Annotated in this window: 12 protein-coding genes and 2 tRNA genes; 4 read left to right on the forward strand and 10 right to left on the reverse strand. The window is 69.5% G+C overall.

Annotation, left to right across the window (positions count from 1 at the left end; all coding sequences use genetic code 11):
• Positions 1-58 precede the first annotated feature (58 nt).
• The 5 genes from ACFW9O_RS10830 to ACFW9O_RS10850 form a co-directional block, all read right to left on the reverse strand.
• Complete coding sequence (locus ACFW9O_RS10830) at positions 59-2,578, reverse strand: CBM35 domain-containing protein (RefSeq protein WP_384607418.1); 2,520 nt, start codon at positions 2,576-2,578, stop codon at positions 59-61.
• A 36-nt stretch (positions 2,579-2,614) separates the two neighbouring features.
• Positions 2,615-3,502, reverse strand: a complete 888-nt coding sequence (locus ACFW9O_RS10835; protein ID WP_384607421.1) for a carbohydrate ABC transporter permease — start codon at positions 3,500-3,502, stop codon at positions 2,615-2,617.
• A gap of 13 nt (positions 3,503-3,515) precedes the next feature.
• Positions 3,516-4,499: a carbohydrate ABC transporter permease gene (locus ACFW9O_RS10840; RefSeq protein WP_384607423.1), complete on the reverse strand. Its 984-nt coding sequence runs from the start codon at positions 4,497-4,499 to the stop codon at positions 3,516-3,518.
• A 2-nt stretch (positions 4,500-4,501) separates the two neighbouring features.
• Positions 4,502-5,875, reverse strand: a complete 1,374-nt coding sequence (locus ACFW9O_RS10845) for an extracellular solute-binding protein (protein ID WP_384607426.1) — start codon at positions 5,873-5,875, stop codon at positions 4,502-4,504.
• 171 nt (positions 5,876-6,046) lie between these two features.
• On the reverse strand, positions 6,047-7,057 hold the full coding sequence (locus tag ACFW9O_RS10850) for a LacI family DNA-binding transcriptional regulator (protein ID WP_384607429.1): 1,011 nt from the start codon (positions 7,055-7,057) through the stop codon (positions 6,047-6,049).
• A gap of 166 nt (positions 7,058-7,223) precedes the next feature.
• Between ACFW9O_RS10850 and ACFW9O_RS10855 the strand changes: the two genes are divergently transcribed.
• A tRNA-Lys gene (locus tag ACFW9O_RS10855) sits at positions 7,224-7,297 on the forward strand.
• A 76-nt stretch (positions 7,298-7,373) separates the two neighbouring features.
• On the opposite strand, the gene ACFW9O_RS10860 is transcribed toward ACFW9O_RS10855, so the two are convergent.
• The 3 genes from ACFW9O_RS10860 to ACFW9O_RS10870 all read right to left on the reverse strand — a co-directional run bounded on the left by ACFW9O_RS10860 (position 7,374) and on the right by ACFW9O_RS10870 (position 11,387).
• A complete protein-coding gene (locus tag ACFW9O_RS10860; protein ID WP_384607432.1) occupies positions 7,374-7,964 on the reverse strand; it encodes a lytic polysaccharide monooxygenase in 591 nt (196 codons plus the stop codon).
• Positions 7,965-8,124: 160 nt separating this feature from the next.
• The gene (locus tag ACFW9O_RS10865) at positions 8,125-10,047 is read right to left on the reverse strand and encodes an SPFH domain-containing protein (RefSeq protein ID WP_384607435.1); all 1,923 of its coding nucleotides are present in this window, start codon (positions 10,045-10,047) and stop codon (positions 8,125-8,127) included.
• Between the two features lie 56 nt (positions 10,048-10,103).
• Entirely contained in the window at positions 10,104-11,387 is a 1,284-nt protein-coding gene (locus ACFW9O_RS10870; protein WP_384607437.1) for a peptidoglycan-binding protein, read from the reverse strand.
• Between the two features lie 172 nt (positions 11,388-11,559).
• Between ACFW9O_RS10870 and ACFW9O_RS10875 the strand changes: the two genes are divergently transcribed.
• From ACFW9O_RS10875 to ACFW9O_RS10885, 3 genes are all read left to right on the forward strand, one after another.
• Positions 11,560-11,633, forward strand: a tRNA-Lys gene (locus tag ACFW9O_RS10875).
• A gap of 446 nt (positions 11,634-12,079) precedes the next feature.
• A complete protein-coding gene (locus ACFW9O_RS10880; RefSeq protein ID WP_384607439.1) occupies positions 12,080-13,990 on the forward strand; it encodes a glycosyltransferase family 2 protein in 1,911 nt (636 codons plus the stop codon).
• Entirely contained in the window at positions 13,987-15,921 is a 1,935-nt protein-coding gene (locus tag ACFW9O_RS10885; RefSeq protein ID WP_351167662.1) for a kelch motif-containing protein, read from the forward strand. Before ACFW9O_RS10880 ends, ACFW9O_RS10885 begins: the two co-directional genes overlap by 4 nt.
• A gap of 54 nt (positions 15,922-15,975) precedes the next feature.
• Here ACFW9O_RS10885 and ACFW9O_RS10890 read toward each other — a convergent pair whose 3' ends face one another.
• Together ACFW9O_RS10890 and ACFW9O_RS10895 are read right to left on the reverse strand one after the other, a co-directional pair.
• Complete coding sequence (locus tag ACFW9O_RS10890) at positions 15,976-17,022, reverse strand: glycoside hydrolase family 6 protein (protein ID WP_384607441.1); 1,047 nt, start codon at positions 17,020-17,022, stop codon at positions 15,976-15,978.
• A 277-nt stretch (positions 17,023-17,299) separates the two neighbouring features.
• Positions 17,300-17,977: a class F sortase gene (locus ACFW9O_RS10895; RefSeq protein WP_384607444.1), complete on the reverse strand. Its 678-nt coding sequence runs from the start codon at positions 17,975-17,977 to the stop codon at positions 17,300-17,302.

A 17,977-nucleotide genomic window follows, 5' to 3' on the forward strand; every position in this document is an offset into this window, starting at 1 on the left:
TCGATCGGTGAAAGGCGGTGCGGGCCCGCGTCAGGGCGGGCCCGCACCGGTCGTCGGGCTACCAGCCGGTGTTGCCGGCACCCCGGGTGATGGTGAAGCCGCCGACGCCGGACAGACCGCCGTCGGTGGCGCCGCTGACGGTGACGCGGGAGAAGGTCCCGGCGCCCGCGGAGTTGATCTCGATGCCGTACGAACCGGCCTTGTCGATCTTCAGGCCGTCGACGGTGAGTGCGGCCACGTTCTTCTGCCAGGAGACGAGGAGGCCGCTGTAGGTGCTGTCGAGGATCTCGTTGTCCTTGACGAGGACGGGCGCGGTGATGTCGGAGGAGTCGGCGTAGATCCACAGGGCGCCGAGCTTGCTCTGCCAGTTGGGTTCGTAACCACCTGTCCGGGTCAGGGTGTTGCGCTGGACGGAGGTCGTTCCGCTGAAGGGGACCGGGGCGAAGCGGCTGCTGATCGCGATGCCGGAGGAGCCGGTGACCGTGTCGGCGAGGACGTTGTCCTCGACCCGGTTGCCGTGACCGCCGTAGATGCCGACGGTGTTGGCGAGCATCGGGAGCTGCACGGTGTTGAAGCGAAACGCGCTGTCGGTGACGGCCTGGGCCTCGGAGAACATCGCGAGTCCGTCGTCCCCGGTGTTGCGGACGCTGCTCTGGGAGACCTCGCTCGCCTTCGTGCCCTTGTGGAGGTTGACGCCGTCCGCGAAGGTGTCGCGGATGCGGAGTCCGGAGGCGTAGAGGCCGTCGGTCGGGGCGTCGATCCAGAGGCCGACCTTGGTGTGCTGCATCCAGATGTTCGCCAGCGTGGATCCCTTGCCGAAGTCGCCCTCGATCGCGGCGTGGAAGTTGGCGTCGTCGCGGTAGGAGACGTCACCGGCGATCATCAGGTCCTGGACGTTGCTGGTGCCGCCGCGCCCGAAGAGCCCGCCCTTGCCGTTGCTGCCGCGCAGGACGGTGTGCCACTGGCCGGCGCCGCGCAGGTCGGCTCCGGTGAGGTTGACGTGCCCGGAGATGTTGTACGTGCCGGCGGGCAGCCACAGCCCCTTGCCCTGCGAGGTGGCATTGCTGAGCGCCGAGTTGAGGGCGGCGGTGTCGTCGGTGGAGTCGCCCGGGGTGACACCGAGCGTGGTCGCGGAGACGAAGCCGGTGGACGGCATGGCGAGGGCGGCCGGCGCGGTCTCGGCCTCGACGAGGTCCAGGGTGTAGGAGGCGGCGGTGTCGCCCGCGTCCTTCTGGAACCTCAGCACGGTGCCGGCGGGGAGCGCGCCGGTCAGGAGGGAGCGGGTCTCGTCGAAGAAGTGGTGGCCCGAGCCCTGGGACGGATCGTTGTTGTAGGGGTAGCCGCCGTACACCCAGCTGTACTTGGAACTGAGGGGCAGGTCCCGGAGCTGGGTGCCGTCGGCGTAGACGCTGAGGGTGGTGTCGATGCCGGTGCCCGCGGTGTTGTCCGGGACGGAGTAGCGCAGGGTCAGGGCGTTGGCGGGCTCGGTCAGGGTGAACTGCACGTATTCGCCGGTGGCGTCCAGGACGACGGCCCTGCGGCCGGACGCCTCGGACGGGACGGTGAGGTAGGTGCGGTCGGGGCCGATGGTGGTGGCGTTGGTGCTGCCGTTCTCCGCCTCGTACGTGGTGTACGGGAGGGTCGCGCCCCGGGTGCTGTTGGGTGTGGAGCCGGTGATGCCTATGCCGTCGAGCTGGAGGGTGCCGTTGTCACCGGATGCGGTGCGCAGGCCGATGTGGTTGAGCGCGGCGCGCAGGGGGACGTCGGTGGCGGCGCTCTGCCAGGCGCCGCCGGTGCCGGGCAGGGTCACCCGGCGGACGGTGGTGCCGTTGGCGAGCAGGGTGACGGTGGAGGCCGCGGTGTCGGGGGTGCGGTAGCGCAGCGTCAGCGGGTAGGTGGCGGCGCTCGGGGCGTCGACCGCGAAGACGGCGCGGGCTCCGGGGGTGGTGAAGCCGGAGAGGTAGGCACTGCCCTCGTAGCCGGTGGCCGCCGTGGCCCGCGCCGGGCCGCCGGAGACGAACGCGTCCTCGGCCTGGTGGGTCAGGGTGGTGGGACCGGGGTCCGTGGGGGTGGCCGGAGTGTCCGCGGTGGCGTTGTCGATGTTGACGTTGCCGCTGTCGGCAGTGGTGAACGTCCAGGCGACGGTGTTGGCGCCCTTCGCGTAGGTCACCGGCTCCTGGTGCGTGGCCCAGGTGCCCCAGTTCGCCGTGGCGGGGAGGGCGACCTGGCGGACCTTGGCTCCGTTGACGTACAGGCTCAGCGTCATCGTGGCGGTGGTGCCGTTGGCGTACCGGAGGGTGAGGGTGCCGCCGCCGGCCGCTTCCGCGGTGACGTCGAAGGACACCGAGGCGGAGCCCTTGTTGGTGTCGGTGAAGCCGCCGACGAAGCCGGATCCGGTGTAACCGCCGTGCTCGGTGGACACGGCGGCCCCGCCGGACAGCCGGGCCGACTCCGCTTCGAGCGTCGTGGGGGCCGCCTGCACCGTCGCCGCCCCGTACAGCAGGGCGCCGAGCATCGACAGGAGCAGGGGGAGGATGAACCGTACGGCGTGGGAGCGCTTTCTTGGTGCAGGAGACACGGCTGGGTGTCCTTCCTGTGGGGGGGATGGGCCGGGTCAGCCCTTGAGGCTGCCCGCGGTGAGGCCTGCGATGATGTGGCGCTGGAAGATCAGGAAGAGGACGAGCAGGGGAATGCTCGCCATGACCATTCCGGCCAGCAGCTGGTTGGCCGGCATGAACTCCGAGAGCCGGTTGAGTGCCACGGTGATCGGCTGCTTCGCCTCGTCGGGGAGGACGAGCATCGGCCAGAGGAAGTCCTTCCACACGCCGACGACCGCGAAGATCGACACGACGGCGAGCACCGGCCGGGACAGCGGGAGGACCACCGAGACCAGGACCCTGAGCGTGCCTGCCCCGTCGATCCGTGCGGAGTCGAGGAGTTCGGCGGGTATCTGGTCGAAGAACCGTTTGAGGATGAAGATGTTGAAGGCGTTGGCGGCGGCGGGGAGCCAGATCGCGAACGGTGTGTTGATGAGGTTGACGTGGAAGAGCGGCACGTCGACCACGGTCAGGTACGTCGGTACGAGCAGCGCGGACACCGGCAGCATGAGCGTCGCCAGCATCATGCCGAGGACGACGTTGCCGAGCAGCGGCCGGAGCTTGGACAGCGCGTACGCGGCGGACACGTCCACCAGGATCTGGGTCAGCCAGGCGCCGAGGGCCAGCACCAGGGTGTTGAGGAAGAACTGGCCGAGCCCGACGTTGGTCCAGGCTTCGGTGTAGCTCTCCGGATGCCAGCTCTCGGGGAACAGCGTGGGGTGGGGGTCGGCGAGCTCGGAGGATGACTTCACCGCTCCCGTCGTCATCCAGTAGAGCGGGAACACGAAGGCGATGGTGAAGCCCGTCAGGGTGGCGACGAGCACGAACCGGTAGAGGAACCTGCCGGTGCGCCGGGTCATCTCGGCGGGTGCGATCAGTGTGCGTACGGGGGTTTCGGCAGCCATGGCAGCAGTCCTCTCAGCCCTTGCTCCGGGTCAGGCGCAGATAGACGACGGAGAAGAGGCCGAGGACCACGAAGAGCAGGGTGCTCATGGCGCTGGCCAGGCCGAAGTCGTTGTAGACGAAGGCGTAGCGGTAGAGGAGCAGGAGCACGGTGACGGTGGCGTCGTCGGGTCCGCCGCCGGTGAGGACGAAGGGTTCGACGAAGACCTGCATGGTGCCGATGATCTGGAGCAGCAGCGTGATCATCAGGATGAAGCGCATCTGCGGGATCGTGACGTGCCAGAGCCGCTGCCGGATCGACGCGCCGTCGAGCTCGGCCGCCTCGTACAGCTCGCCGGGGATGCCGCCGAGCGCCGCCAGGTAGATCAGGGTGGTGGTGCCCATGTTGGCCCAGGTGGAGACGAGGACCAGGGAGACCATCGCCAGGCTCTCCGACTCCAGCCACTGCTGGGCCGGCAGGTGGAGGACCTCCAGCGCGCTGTTGAACAGGCCGGGGCCCGGGTCGTAGAACCAGCGCCAGAGCAGCATGGTGACGATCGGCGGCAGCATGACCGGCAGATAGACGGTCATGCGCAGGTACGGGCGTCCGTGCCGCAGCTCGTTCAGGATGACGGCGGTGGCGAACGGGGCAGCGAAGCCGAACACGAGGGCGAGCAGGGTGAAGTAGCCGGTGTTCTGCCAGGCGGTCAGGAACAGCGGGTCGTCGAACAGGCGCCGGAAGTTGTCCAGGCCCACCCACCGGGCGGGCTCGGCGAAGGTGACCTGCTGGAAGCCGAGCAGGACACCGCGCACGATCGGGTACCAGGAGAAGAGCGCGAAGCAGAGGACACCGGCGGCCAGGAAGAGGTACGCGACCAGGTTCTCGCGCACCGCCCGGCCGAGGCGGGAGTTCCCCGCCCCGGCCGACGGCCGCACGCCGGCCGGGGGCCGGGGTGCGGACGGCGGCGCGTCCTCGTCGGTGCTCTTCGCCACGGCGGAGGAGAGCTGCTGGGCGGGCACGGTCACTTCACCGGGGCGAGGATGACGTCGGCCTTCTTCGCCGCCTCCGCGAGGAGAGCGTCGATGTCGGCGTCCTCCTTGGTCAGCACGGACTGCATGACCCCGTCGAGGACCGTGTAGAGCTGCTGGGCGTTGGGCGGCTCGACCTTGGTCTCCACCTGCGCGTTGCGTTCGACGAACGGCCGGTAGTTCTCCACCGGGGTGTTGGCGTACTCCGCGCGGATCTCGTCGACCTTCGCCTGCGTCTCACCGGCGAAGAGCCTCGGCTGCGGCAGCCCGATGGGTACGCCGTCGGCCTTGGCCCGCTTGCTGTCCACCGCCTCGCGCTCGGGGCTCCTCAGGTACTTCCACTGGACCCACTGGAGTCCGGCCCTGATCTTCTCCGGGGACGCCTTCGGGTTGAACATGAAGCCGTCGCCGCCACCGAGGGTCGCGTTGCCCGGCAGTGCCGCCAGGCCGTACTCCTCGTACTCCCGCTCGAACTGCTTGACGATGGTGGGGATGTTGTCGGGACCTGCCATGTACATCCCGAGCTTCCCGGCGCCCATCATCTTCTGGACGTCGCCTATCTCCAGCAGCTGGCGGGTGCCCATGCTCTTGTCGGTCCAGCGCATGTCGTGCAGCGCCTGGAGTGCCCTGCGTCCCGCGTCGCTGTTGAACGCCGCCTTCCACCTGCCGTCCTGCCTGCTCGCGACATCGCCGCCCATGGAGTAGATCCACGAGGTGAGGTGCCAGCCGCCCTGGTTGTTCTTGCTGTAGTCGGCGTACCCGACGGTGCCGTCACCGAGCGCGCTGATCTTCCTGGCGGCCGTGCGCACCTCCTCCCAGGTGGCCGGGGGCTTGTCGGGGTCGAGTCCCGCCTTCGTGAACAGGGCGCGGTTGTAGAGCAGGCCCAGCGAGTAGTTGCCGGTCGGAAGGCCGTAGGTCTTGCCGTCGGCGTCCTTGAAGACCTTCATCAGCGCCGGGTCGATGTCCTTGAAGTACGGCACGTCCCCGACGTACTTGCTGATGTCGGCCGCCTGACGGCGTTCGATCAGTCCGGCGGGGTCGGTGAAATAGACGTAGTACACGTCCTCGAGCTGACCGCCCGCGAGCTTGGCCGCGAAGGTCTTGGGGTCCATCTGGCCCTCACGGGCGTCGATCTTGATCTTCGGGTGACTCTTCTCGAACGCCTTGACGTCCTCCGCGAAGTTCTTGCGGTCGACCGGCTGCGTCTTGGCCGGCATGCCGTTCACGACGACCGTGACCACACCGTTCTTGTCCACACCGGAGGACGAGGGAGCGGAGCCGCCGCAGGCCGTGAGCGCGAGGGCCAGAGCGACGGCCGTCGCCGAACCGAGAACCTGACGTCTGCTGATGCCGGGCATGCCATCCATGCGAATCGTGCCTTCCTCGAGGTCCACTGCGGGGCTGTCGGACCCCGAGCACTGAGCTGCGCTGAAGGTAGAAGCCGGTTACGCAAGAAGTCAATGCATCTACGCAAGAAATTAATGTCTGAGGCTTGCGGGAGAAACACGGACGGGGTTCCCCCGCGAGCCCCCGGCGGCTCAGCGGGGCCGGGCGGCCGTGGAGCCCCGGACGATGAGCTCGGTGTCGAACATCATCAGGTCGTTTGCGCCCGCATGGCCGTCGATCTGCGTCATGAGCGAGGCGACCACCGCCGAGGCCATCGCCAGGATCGGCTGCCGCGCGGTGGTCAGCGGCGGGTCCGTGGCCACCATGAACGGGGAATCGTCGAAGCCCACCACGGAGAGGTCCCGCGGCACGGACACCCCCTGGCGGCGGGCTCCCCGCACCGCTCCGAGCGCGAGTGCGTCGCTGGCGCAAACGATGCCGGTGACCCCTTCGGCCAGCAGCCGGGGCAGCGCGGTGGCACCGCCCTCCATCGTGAACAGCGCATGGGCCACCCGTCGCCGCCACTCGTCCGGGGCGACGCCCGAGCGTGCGCAGAAGGCGGCGAAACCGGCGAGTTTCCTGGCCGAGGGAACGTGTCCCACCGGGCCGAGGACCATGCCGATCCGTTCGTGCCCCAGGGCCGCGAGATGGGTCAGCGCCTGGTCCGCGGCAAGCGCGTCGTCCACCCTGACCTGCGCGACGCCGAGGTTCTCGTCCGCGGCGTTGAGCAGCACCATCGGAACCTTGCGTTCCCGCAGTACACGGCCGTGTTCCGGGCCGGCGTCGGCATAACTGGCGCCGATGAACACGATGCCGCCGATGTTCTGCTGGAGCAGCATCTCGATGTAGTGGGCCTCGGAGACGCCGTCGGCGGTCCGGGTGCAGAGCACGGGTATGAGCCCGCGCTTGTTGAGGAGCCCGCACAGGGCCTCGGCGAACGCGGAGAAGATCGGGTTCTGCAGATCCGGTACGACCAGGCCGATCAGTGCGGCCCGTTCGGCGCGGTAGCGGAGCGGGCGCTCGATGCCGCACACGTCCAGCGCGCTCAGCACCGCCTCGCGGGTCGTGCTCGCCACATCGGGGCTGCCGTTGAGGACACGGCTGACCGTCGCCTCGCTGACACCCGCGTACTCGGCCACCTGAGAGAGTCGTCGTTTCGTCACGGGACTCACCCTACAAAGAGCTGCGCAAAAATGAAGATCACTTACGAAAGAAACTGACTTTCCCTGCGAGAAGGGCGCCTCGGCCGTGGGAGACGGGGCCACCGGGGTGACGCGGGCACGTGTCACCAGCACCCCTGAGGACCAGGTATTATTTTCGAGTCACCAGGCGCCGTTAGCTCAGTTGGTTAGAGCAGCTGACTCTTAATCAGCGGGTCCGGGGTTCGAGTCCCTGACGGCGCACAGACAACACAGTGGGCGGTTTCCGTAAACGGAGACCGCCCACTGTGCTGTGTGCTGCCGGTTACCCGGCTACGCCTCAGAACTGGACATCGGAGCACGCGTAGAACGCGTTGGTGGTGTCCGCGACGTTCCAGACGGCCAGGATGATGTGCTTCCCGGTCTTCTGGGTGGGGATGGTCCCCTGGTGGGTCAGCGTGGCCGGGGGCTGCTGGTTCCCGTAGGGCACCGTCATGAAGGGCTGCGACTCCAGCGCGGCCCTGGTGAGCGGCTGGCTGGAGTTCCAGCCGTTCTTGGTGATGTAGTACCGGAAGTCGGACGTGGAGTGACGCGCGGTGAACTGCCAGCGGAAGCCGTAGCCCTGCCCGCCGGTGACCTTGGTGGCGGGCCAGCTGCCGCCACGCGGGTCGTCGAGCTGGGCGAACTGACCGTTCCCGCCGGAACAGATCTTGCCGTCCGCGGGTCCTGCCGCCGGGAAGCCCTTGGGCCCCTCGACGCTCTGCGGCTCCCACTGGATGTTTCCGCAGTTGGTGACGGTGCCGTTGGCACAGAGCTTCTGCCGGCTGATGGGGGTGTCCGTGTAGCCGTGGCTACTGGCACTGCCGGTCGCGAACATGGAGACGCCCGCTATCGCAAGGCCGATGACGGCCGCGCTTGCCCTTTTCCGCATGCTGTGTCGCTCCTAGAGAACGTGGGGGATGTTCCGGGGGCTCTTGCTGCGCGCAAGTTGTGCGGTCTAGACCAAGTCCCAGATTATTGACGCGGCATGGACATGTCCAGACCAATGTGGGAACGGTTTCGGCCGGCCGCCGCCGGGCCCCCGGGGCCCGTCAGGCCCCTTCCCCGCCGCTGCGACCGGTGTAGAAGGCCACCGTCAGATCCCTGACCAGCGCCTTGTGTTCGTAGGCGTCGAGCTCGACGATGCCGCGCGAGGTCAGCCGCCGGACGGTGTCGTCCACCGCGTCGACCACGGAGGTCAGCACGCCGTCCCGGTGCTTGGCGTCGATGGCCGCCACCCGGCACCGCTGCATCGCCGCCGCGACCTCCGGGGCGTACTCGATCCCGGTCGGCTGCGCGGAGTACACCTCGATGCCCACCGGTACGCAGTCCGCCTTCAGCATCCGGGTCAGCGCGTCGCCGACGGTCTCGGCGTCGCGCAGGGTCCGGGTCTCCTCGTGGAAGGCGTCGGCGGGCAACTGCGAGAGCACGCGCGCGAGCGCCGCCTCCACCTGGTCCCTCAGGTACTGCTCGTGGTCCGCGACACCGAGCGCGGCCCGCACGGTGTCCTTGATCCGCCAGACGACGAGGACGACGACGCGCAGGGCGGTCCCGCTCGCGTCCACGGCGGGCAGCGGTTCACTGCGCCAGTGCCGCAGGCGTACGTCGACGCGGCGGCGCAGCAGGAGCGGGGAGACCCAGATCAGACCGGTACGCCGGGCGGTGCCCCGGTACTCGCCGAACAGGGTGAGCACCGAGGCGTACCCGACCCGGCCGCGTCCGAGACCGCAGAGCGCGAGGAGCACCACGGTCGCCGGGAGCGCGAGCAGCGCCCAGGTCCCGGTACCGATGCCGTCGTACGGGCGGGCGCCGATCCCGAGACGGCCGGTCACGGCAGGGGGAAGTGCGCCGGTCCACCAGAGCAGGGCGAGTGCGGCGCCGGTTCCGGCCGCCGCGGTGAGCAGCGCGGTCCACCCGGGGAGCACGGGCCCGGGCCGCTCGGCGAGCTTGGGATCGGCGAGGGGCGCGGGCCGGGTGGGCGACTGCTCCTGGGGCGAACGCGGCACGGGCGGCCGCCGGACACCGGGGGGCCGCACCGCGACACCGGCGCCGGCGTCGGCACCAGGACCGGTTCCGGTGCTGGTGCTGATTCCGGTTCCGGTTGCGGCACCGGTGGGCTTGCTGTCGTGGCCGCCGTGGCTGTCGTCGTCACGGAAGAGGAGGTGTACGGGGATGGGTGCGGTCGTCTCGTTGGCGATGACGGACTGCCGCCGGCCTGCCCCCCACCACGCACCCGGGTCCCCGTTGCCCGCGGCTCCTTCCGGGGCGTGGGCCGAGTCCCACCACCCGGGCCTCGCGCCGCCGTCACCCATCCGGTCCCACTCCCCCGGCGCGCCGGCGGCGAGGACCGCCCCGGTCACCCCGGCACTCCGGCTCATCGGGGTGGACAGCCCGAACACCGCACCCGGAACTGTCTCGGGCCGGGTTTCGTGCCGGATCCCGGTCTCCGTCTCCGTCTCCGTCTCCGTCTCCGTATCGGTCCTGGGATCCGGGCCGGGATGCGGGCCGGGATCCGGTTCGTGGTCCGCCGGGCCGCCCTCACCGGGGCGCGCCACGACAGCCGTCGCTCCCGGATCCGGCGACACCACGGCCCCCGAGTCCTGCACGACAGCCACCGCGAGAGCCGAAGCCGGATCCGGCTTCACGGCAAGCGCGTGACCGGTGACGGGGGCGACGGCAGGGCCGGCCCCCCACGCCTCGCCCGCGCCGGGTCCGGGCACCACACCCACACCCACACCCACACCCACACCTGCCGGCACCGGCACCGGCTCGGCAGCCACCGGCACGTCCCGCGCACCGGTCGCGGGCACCTCGGCCTGCGCCGGGCACCCGGTCGGCGACTCGTCCGGCCCCGGGCCCGGCACCGCATCAGGCACAGCACCACCCGGCGCGGCACCGGGCACCGGTACCGCGCCCGGCTCGTCGCACCCGGCTGCCGCCGGCTCCCCGGCCCACTCGTTCTCCGTGGATCGCATTCCAGCCTCCGTCATGTCCGTTCCGTTCCCACACCGCCGCTACCGTGTCTCCGCCCTCACGCGAAGAGCCGCCGCCAGGTCTCCGGCCCCGGATACCCGTCGGCCGCGCCTCCGCGCCAGCCCTGGGCCCGCTGGAACGCCTCGACGTTGCGGCGGTCCGCCTCCGTCCACTTCCGGCCGGGGCCCGTCACGTACTGCGCGCCGTATCCCTTCGCCACCAACTGGGTGCCGAGCCTGAGGACATGGCTGCTGGACTGCCCAGGCCTGAACACGCCGCGCCCGGGATACGCCGGGGCGGCGCTCGGGCTGCCGCCGGACCCGGCGGCGGGAATCCTCCGCCCGTTGCCCTTGACCAGCAGCTTCCAGGTGTCCGGGCCGGGGATGCCGTCCGCCTCCTTGCCCTTCCACCCCTGCGCCTTCTGGAACGCCTGCGTGGCGCGCTTGTCCGCGTCACTCCAGCGCGGCCCGGCGCCCTGCTTGTAGAAGCGTTTGCCGCCCTGGGCGATGAGCATCTTCCCGAGCCGGGTCACATGCGCGTTGTTGGCCCCGGAACCGAACTTCTTCACCCCGGGGAACGCGGTGCCCGACCCGCTGCCGCTCGTTCCGCTTGTGAGGCCTTTGTGGCGGTACGCGACGTACTTGGACGAGTTGCTCCAGTACGCCATGGGCGTCGTCGCCTTGCGGGTGTGCGGGCGGGTCTGCTCGTAGGCCAGGTAGTGACTGTGCGTGCTGTCGCTCCAGCCGCCGAAGATCGTGACGTGCGAGCCCACCGCGGGGTCGGCCAGGTTGTGGAAGAGCAGCATGTCGCCGGGCTGCAGATCGGCCCGGGAGATCTTCGTCCCGAACGTGGCGAGGCTGCCGGTCCACTCGTTGCTGCCGAGGTTCCAGGCCATGGACACGTAGCCGGAGCAGTCCTGCCGGTACCCGTCGGACCAGTACTTCTCCATGTTGTAGGGGACCTTCGAGGACACCCACTTCTTGGCGCGGTCCATGATGGCGGTCCGGGTCGTCGCGCGTGGCACGGAGCCGGGCCCGGACGGCGGCCCCGGGGCTCCGGTGCCGTTCAGGGGCCCGACCGAGCCCTGCGGGGTGACGGGCTGGGGGTCCGCGGCCCCGGTGGCCCCCGTACTCCAGTGGGCCAGGGACGCCGCCTCGGCCGCCCCGCAGGACAGGACCATTCCGGCCGCGGTGACCAGCACCAGCGCGCGCCGCGCGCCGTGGGCGGCCGGGTGGCCGCCGTACCTCACCGGCAGCGCGGCGGCGGCGCGCCGCTGCCGGGCGCACCCGGCGCAGCCGCAGTCGATGGCGGGTTCGTACTCCTCGAAGACCGGCACAGTCATGCCACTCCCTCTTCCCCTCCGCAACCGTCAGATCTTCCGTATCTCAACTTCACGACAGACATTTCTCATGTTGACGGACCAAAGGGAAAAAACGACCATCCGACAGGCCGTACCGGCCGGGAATCGGTCAGGAGCACTCCGGCGGATCGGGTAGAGTTCTCCAGGTCAGCAGGCGCCGTTAGCTCAGTTGGTTAGAGCAGCTGACTCTTAATCAGCGGGTCCGGGGTTCGAGTCCCTGACGGCGCACGCACCAGCAAGACCCCCTCACCGAGCGTGAGGGGGTCTTGTTCGTATACCCGGGAGCAGCGCGGTTCCGTGGCGCCGGCAACCACCTCCGCACGCCCCTTCACACACGTCACCCAAATCGTGCGTATGCCCGGTAAACAGCCTGTTTCACCCTTGCGATCACGCCACAGGTCGGACAATCTGTCCTGGTGCCGTCGACGCCAAGGAGGCTTCGGCGCCATGCAGTTGAGACGACGGAAGCAAGCGTTCCGGTTGCTTTGCCCGCGGGGTGGGGGTCCCGCTCGGGCGTTGACGCCGAGGAGGCATCATGCAACCGGAAGGGTTCCATTCCATGTCTGTGTGGACGGTGGCCCTTCACAGAGTGCGGACGTGGTGAACGAGGGGACCCGGCCGCGGACGAATTGACCGATCAACCACGCAGACGGCTTGCGTGCGGGGGGATGACCATGACGTCGACGCCGCCAGGCGACCGGCACGACAACGACCCTTCCCGGACGACACAGCTGCGGATACCGCCGCAGCTGCGCACCGGGGGATCACGGCGGCGTACGAAGAAGGCGCTGCCGCGCTACGACTACGAGCACTACAGCCGGCTCGCCGGGCCTCTGACCCAGCCCGACCCGACCCGGCCGTACACCGTCCAGTACCGCTCGCTCCTCTCGCAGGAGCCGCACCGGATCCGCGCGGCCCTGCTGCTGGGTGCGGCACCGCTCCTCTCGCTCGGCCTCTTCGCCTGGCTGATGCAGCCCGAGCACTGGACGGAGCGCGACCCGAACCTCAAGAACGACACGCTGCTCATCCTCGACATCGTCATGCTCGTCTCGATCGGCCTGATCGAGCTCTTCCGCACGATGAACGTCCTGTCGAACGCGCACGCGACGCTGGTGGCCCGTGACCCGGTCCCCGTCGTCCCGGAGACCGGTACCCGGGTCGCCTTCCTCACCTCCTTCGTCCCGGGCAAGGAGCCCCTGGAGATGGTGACGAAGACGCTCGAGGCAGCGGTGAGGATCAGGCACCGCGGACTGATGCACGTCTGGCTGCTGGACGAGGGCGACGACCCCGCGGTGAAGGAGGTCTGCGCCCGGCTCGGGGTGCACCACTTCTCCCGCAAGGGCGTCGCGCACTGGAACCAGGCCAAGGGCCCGCACCGCGCCAAGACCAAGCACGGCAACTACAACGCCTGGCTCGACGCGCACGGCGACGCCTACGACTTCTTCGCGTCCGTGGACACCGACCACATCCCGCTGCCCAACTACCTGGAGCGGATGCTCGGCTACTTCCGCGACCCGGACATCGGCTTCGTCATCGGCCCGCAGGTCTACGGCAACTACGACACGTTCGTCACGAAGGCCGCGGAGTCCCAGCAGTTCCTCTTCCACGCGCTGATCCAGCGCGCCGGCAACCGCTACGGCTCACCCATGTTCGTCGGCACGAGCAACGCCGTACGCATCTCGGCCCTCAAGCAGATCGGCGGTCTGTACGACTCGATCACCGAGGACATGGCCACCGGCTTCGAGATCCACCGCCACCGCAACCCTCTCACCGGAAAGAAGTGGCGCTCCGTCTACACCCCGGACGTCCTGGCCGTCGGCGAGGGCCCGACCGCGTGGACGGACTTCTTCACCCAGCAGCTGCGCTGGTCCCGGGGCACGTACGAGACGATCCTCAAGCAGTACTGGAAGGGCTGGTTCTCGCTCCCCGCGGGCAAGCTCTTCAACTACACGATGATGATCATCTTCTACCCGATGTCCGCGATGAACTGGATCCTCGCGGCACTGAGCTGCGCCCTGTTCCTGGGCATGGGCGCCTCCGGTGTGCAGATCGACCCGGTGATCTGGATGATGCTGTACGGCAACGCCTCCGCGCTCCAGATCGGCCTCTACATCTGGAACCGCCGCCACAACGTCTCGCCGCACGAGCCCGAGGGCTCCGGCGGCCTGGCCGGCATGGTGATGTCCGCACTCTCCGCGCCGATCTACGCCCGCTCGCTGATGGACGCGGTGCTGCGCCGCAAGAGCTCGTTCGTGGTGACGCCCAAGGGCGACTCGTCCAGCCCGGACACCCTCTTCGGCACCTTCCGTATCCACCTGTTCTTCATCCTGGTCTTCGGTGGGTCGATCGCCGCGTCCTTCTTCAACGGGCACAACCACCCGGCCATGCTGACCTGGGCCTGCCTGGCCCTGCTGATCACCGCGGCACCGATCTTCGGCTGGCGGCACTCCGTCCGCGCCGCGAAGAAGAAGAAGCGCCGGGGCGGCCCCGGCACCCCCCGGCCGGAGCACGCTCCGCAGGAGCAGCCCACCTGGGCCGGGAACGACCAGACCATGCAGATCGCCCTTGGGGGACGTAAGCAATGAAGTACCGTCCGAGCCGCCGTACCCGCCGTCTGGCGATCAGTACGGCGGTGGTTCTGGCGCTCGCGGGCGCGAACGGTCCGTGGCTGTACCGCGTCGGCACCGAGCGCTACCACGAGTACACGATCAACAAGCCGGAGTACAAGGCGGAGAACGGCCACTGGGACTTCCTGGACATTCCCTCCGAGTACCGGATCAACACGATCCACGCGGCGCTGCTGCACACCGGCAAGGTGCTGCTCGTCGCGGGCTCGGGGAACAACCAGAAGAACTTCGACGCGAAGAGCTTCCGCTCCGTGCTGTGGGACCCGAAGGCGAACACGTACAAGAACATCGCGACGCCGAAGGACATGTTCTGCGCGGGCCACACGCAACTGCCCGACGGCAAGCTCCTCATAGCCGGCGGCACGAAGCAGTACGAGAAGCTCAAGGGTGACGTCACCAAGGCCGGCGGCCTGATGATCGTCCACAACGAGGACCCCGACAAGCCGATCACGCTGCCCGCGGGCACCCGCTTCACGGGCAAGGAGAACGGCCGGACGTTCGTCACCAAGGACCCGGTGCTCGTGGAGAAGGCCACCAAGGTCTTCGACAAGCAGACCGGCGCCTTCCTGCGCAACGACCCTGGGCTGGGCCGGATCTACGTCGAGGCGCAGAAGTCCGGTGCGAAGTACGAGACGGGCACCGAGGACAACTACCGGATCGCCGGCCTGTCGGGCTCCGACACCCGGAACGTATACGGGATCGCGCAGAAGCTGGCCCTGGACAAGAAGGACTTCCAGGGCATCAAGGAGGCCTACGAGTTCGATCCGGTGGCGGAGAAGTACATCACCGTCGACCCGATGAACGAGGCCCGCTGGTACCCCACGCTGACCACGCTCAAGGACGGCAAGGTCCTCGCGCTCTCCGGCCTGGACGAGATCGGGCAGATAGTCCCCGGCAAGGACGAGATCTACGACCCGAAGACCAAGGAGTGGGAGTACACCGGCATCGTCCGGAAGTTCCCCACCTACCCGGCGGTCTTCCTGCTGAACAGCGGCAAGCTCTTCTACTCCGGCTCCAACGCCGGCTACGGCCCCGCGAACGTCGGCCGCGCCCCCGGCATCTGGGACCTGGAGTCTAACAAATTCGAGAAGATCCCCGGCCTCAGCGACCCGGACAAGATGGAGACGTCGGCGACCGTACGGCTCCCTCCCGCCCAGGACGAGAAGTTCATGGTGATCGGCGGTGGCGGCGTCGGCGAGTCGGAGAAGTCCAGCGAGAAGTCGCGGCTGGTCGACCTCCGGGAGGACGACCCCAGGTTCAAGGACGGCGCTTCCCTGTCCGAGGGCACCCGCTACCCGAGCGCCTCCCTCCTCCCCGACGACTCCCTGCTGGTCACGGGCGGCTCCAACGACTATCGCGGGCGCGGCGGTTCGGACAGTCTGCAGGCCCGGCTGTACGACGCGAAGTCGGACACGTACAAGCGGGTCGCGGACCCGGCGGTGGGCCGCAACTACCACTCCGGCTCGGTCCTGCTGCCCGACGGACGGGTCATGATCTTCGGTTCGGACTCGCTCTACTCGGACGAGTCGAACACGCGGCCCGGCACGTTCGAGCAGCGCATCGAGATCTACACGCCGCCGTACCTGTACCGCGATGCCCGACCGGAACTGACGGCGGGCCCGAAGCGGATCAAGCGGGGCGGCACGGGGCTGTTCACGACGCAGCACGCGTCCTCCATCGCCTCGGCGAAGCTGATGCGGCCGAGTGCGGTCACCCACGTCACGGACACGGACCAGCGGTCGATCGCGCTGGACCTGGAGAAGTCCGCGGACAGCGTCACGGTGAAGGTCCCGAAGAACCGGGCACTGGTCCCGTCGGGCTGGTACATGCTCTTCGTCACGGACGACCAGGGCACGCCGTCCGAGGGCACCTGGGTCGAGGTCCCCTAGGACCCCTGCCCGAAGGCTCCCCGTGCGGCCGCGCAGGCCGCACGGGGCCCTCGGCTACTTCGTGTTGCGGGCCAGGCCCAGCGCGTACTCGGCCCACCAGTCGCCCGCCTTGGGCCCGCCCTTGCAGTCGCCGTCCGACTCGCCCGGCCGTTTGACCCACAGGTACGCGTCGACCAGGTCGTCGCCCGTCTCGGTCGTCGGGGGCTCGCCCAGCGCCCGTCCCGGCGGGTTGCACCAGTTCTCGGCGGGGTCGCCGCCGTCGTACGGGCCGTTGCCGTTGCGGCTCGTGTCGATCACGAAGGGCTTGTCGCCCACCTTCGCGGACAACTGCTTGCCGAACTCGGTACTGGCCGCCGTCGTCTGGAAGTTGGACACGTTGACGGCGAAGCCGTCGGCCTCCCCGACGCCCGCCCTCTGCAGGGGCTGGAACAGCGCGTCGGGCGTCTGCCACCCCGCGTTGCCCGCGTCCACGTAGACCGTGGTGCCCGGCTGCTGCTTCAGCCGCACGACCGCGCCCTTCAGCAGGTCGTACCGCTCCTCGTGGAACTCCTGCGGGGTGCATCCGTCGACCAGGTGCAGCAGCGCGTCCGGTTCGAGGACGACCGTCGCCCGGCGGTCCCCGATGCCCTTGGCGACGCTCTCCACCCAGGCCCGGTACGCGTCGCCGTCCGCCGCCCCGCCCTTGGAGAACTGTCCGCAGTCCCGGTGCGGGATGTTGTACAGGACCAGCAGGGCGTCCCGGTCGGCCTTCTCGGCGGCCTCGGTGAAGCCCTTCGCCGCCTCCTGCGGATTGTCCGGACCGATCCACTCGCCCACCGGCTGCTCGGCGATCTTCCGGATCAGGTCGGCGTTCTTCCTGTCGCCGTCCTCCACGTAGGAGGCCACCTGCTTCGCCGCGTTCCCGTCGGGGTTGACCCAGTACGGGTCGGTCCCCTTGGGCTGCTGGTCGACGGCGGCGGGCGCGTTCTTGTCCCCGTCATCGGACGAGGAGCATCCGGCGAGCAGCAGGACCGCCCCGATCACGGCTGCCGTACCGGCCCTCGGACCGGTCGTCCTCGCGCGCGTGCGCGCGTCGGACCGGCCGGTGTAACTGCCGTACATCCATTCCCCCTCGCAGCGATGTACTACCGGTCGGATCCATCCTGGCACAGCGCTCCGGGCGGTGGACGTCTCCTTCGGACCCGGACGTCCTGTCAGAAACCCACTGGGCCGCGCCGGTCCCCCGCCCTACAGTGTCCTGCAGTGCGGACCACCGACCTCCCGTGCTGTGCCGGGCTTCTCCCGCAGTCCGGGCACCGCGGTCGAGGACCGGCCCGGCCGGCGACTCCGAGGGGGAGCGGGCCGCCGGCCGGGCCCGGTGTGCGTGCCGGGTCCCGCCTCAGGCGCTGCTCCTGGCCGCGCCGCGCTTCTCGCCCGTCAGATACGCGGAGACGACCACGTTGGCCGTGTACGCGTGGGACTTCCGGTCGTACGTGCCGCCGCAGGTGATCAGCCGGAGCTCCGCCCGCCCGTCCGCGCGGGGCCCGTAGGCCTTCTCGGCGTCGAAGCGTTCCCGGGTGACGACCTGCACGTCGTCGATGGTGAACTCGGCGACCGTCCCGTCGGACCGGCTCACCCTGATCTTCTCGCCGGGCCGGGCCGCGCTGAGCCCGTAGAAGACGGCCGGCTTCGTCTCGGTGTCGACGTGTCCGACGAAGAGCGCCGCGCCCTTGGTGCCGGGCTCGGTGCCGCTGTCGTACCAGCCGACGGTCTGCGGCATCTCGTACGGGGGCGGGTCGATGGCACCCGAGGTGTCGAGGCCGCGTCCGACGACAGGTGCCTCGATCCCTATCGAGGGGATCTCGACCCGCTGCGGCGTGGCCCCGTCGAGGGGTTCGTGCGCCGGTGGCAGCGGTACGCCCAGGGGGCGCCCCACCGCGGCGACGTCACCGGTCGTCGGCGCCGAGCTGCCGTCGGTGGCCTCACGGCCCCACAGCCACAGCCCCAGCAGGAGGACGGCCCACGCGACGCCGGTCAGCAACCGCCCGGATCCTGCGGGGCGGTCGGAGGCCGGCAT

The organism is Streptomyces sp. NPDC059499, assembly GCF_042749285.1.
Classification (GTDB): domain Bacteria; phylum Actinomycetota; class Actinomycetes; order Streptomycetales; family Streptomycetaceae; genus Streptomyces.

Bases quoted from the DNA above. Each gene is read 5' to 3' on its own strand.
- ACFW9O_RS10835 (WP_384607421.1), bottom strand. From the start codon at position 3,502: ATGGCTGCCGAAACCCCCGTACGCACACTGATCGCACCCGCCGAGATG.
- ACFW9O_RS10845 (WP_384607426.1), bottom strand. From the start codon at position 5,875: ATGGATGGCATGCCCGGCATCAGCAGACGTCAGGTTCTCGGTTCGGCG.
- ACFW9O_RS10860 (WP_384607432.1), bottom strand. From the start codon at position 7,964: ATGCGGAAAAGGGCAAGCGCGGCCGTCATCGGCCTTGCGATAGCGGGC.
- ACFW9O_RS10865 (WP_384607435.1), bottom strand. From the start codon at position 10,047: ATGCGATCCACGGAGAACGAGTGGGCCGGGGAGCCGGCGGCAGCCGGG.
- ACFW9O_RS10870 (WP_384607437.1), bottom strand. From the start codon at position 11,387: ATGACTGTGCCGGTCTTCGAGGAGTACGAACCCGCCATCGACTGCGGC.
- ACFW9O_RS10880 (WP_384607439.1), top strand. From the start codon at position 12,080: ATGACGTCGACGCCGCCAGGCGACCGGCACGACAACGACCCTTCCCGG.
- ACFW9O_RS10885 (WP_351167662.1), top strand. From the start codon at position 13,987: ATGAAGTACCGTCCGAGCCGCCGTACCCGCCGTCTGGCGATCAGTACG.
- ACFW9O_RS10890 (WP_384607441.1), bottom strand. From the start codon at position 17,022: ATGTACGGCAGTTACACCGGCCGGTCCGACGCGCGCACGCGCGCGAGG.
- ACFW9O_RS10895 (WP_384607444.1), bottom strand. From the start codon at position 17,977: ATGCCGGCCTCCGACCGCCCCGCAGGATCCGGGCGGTTGCTGACCGGC.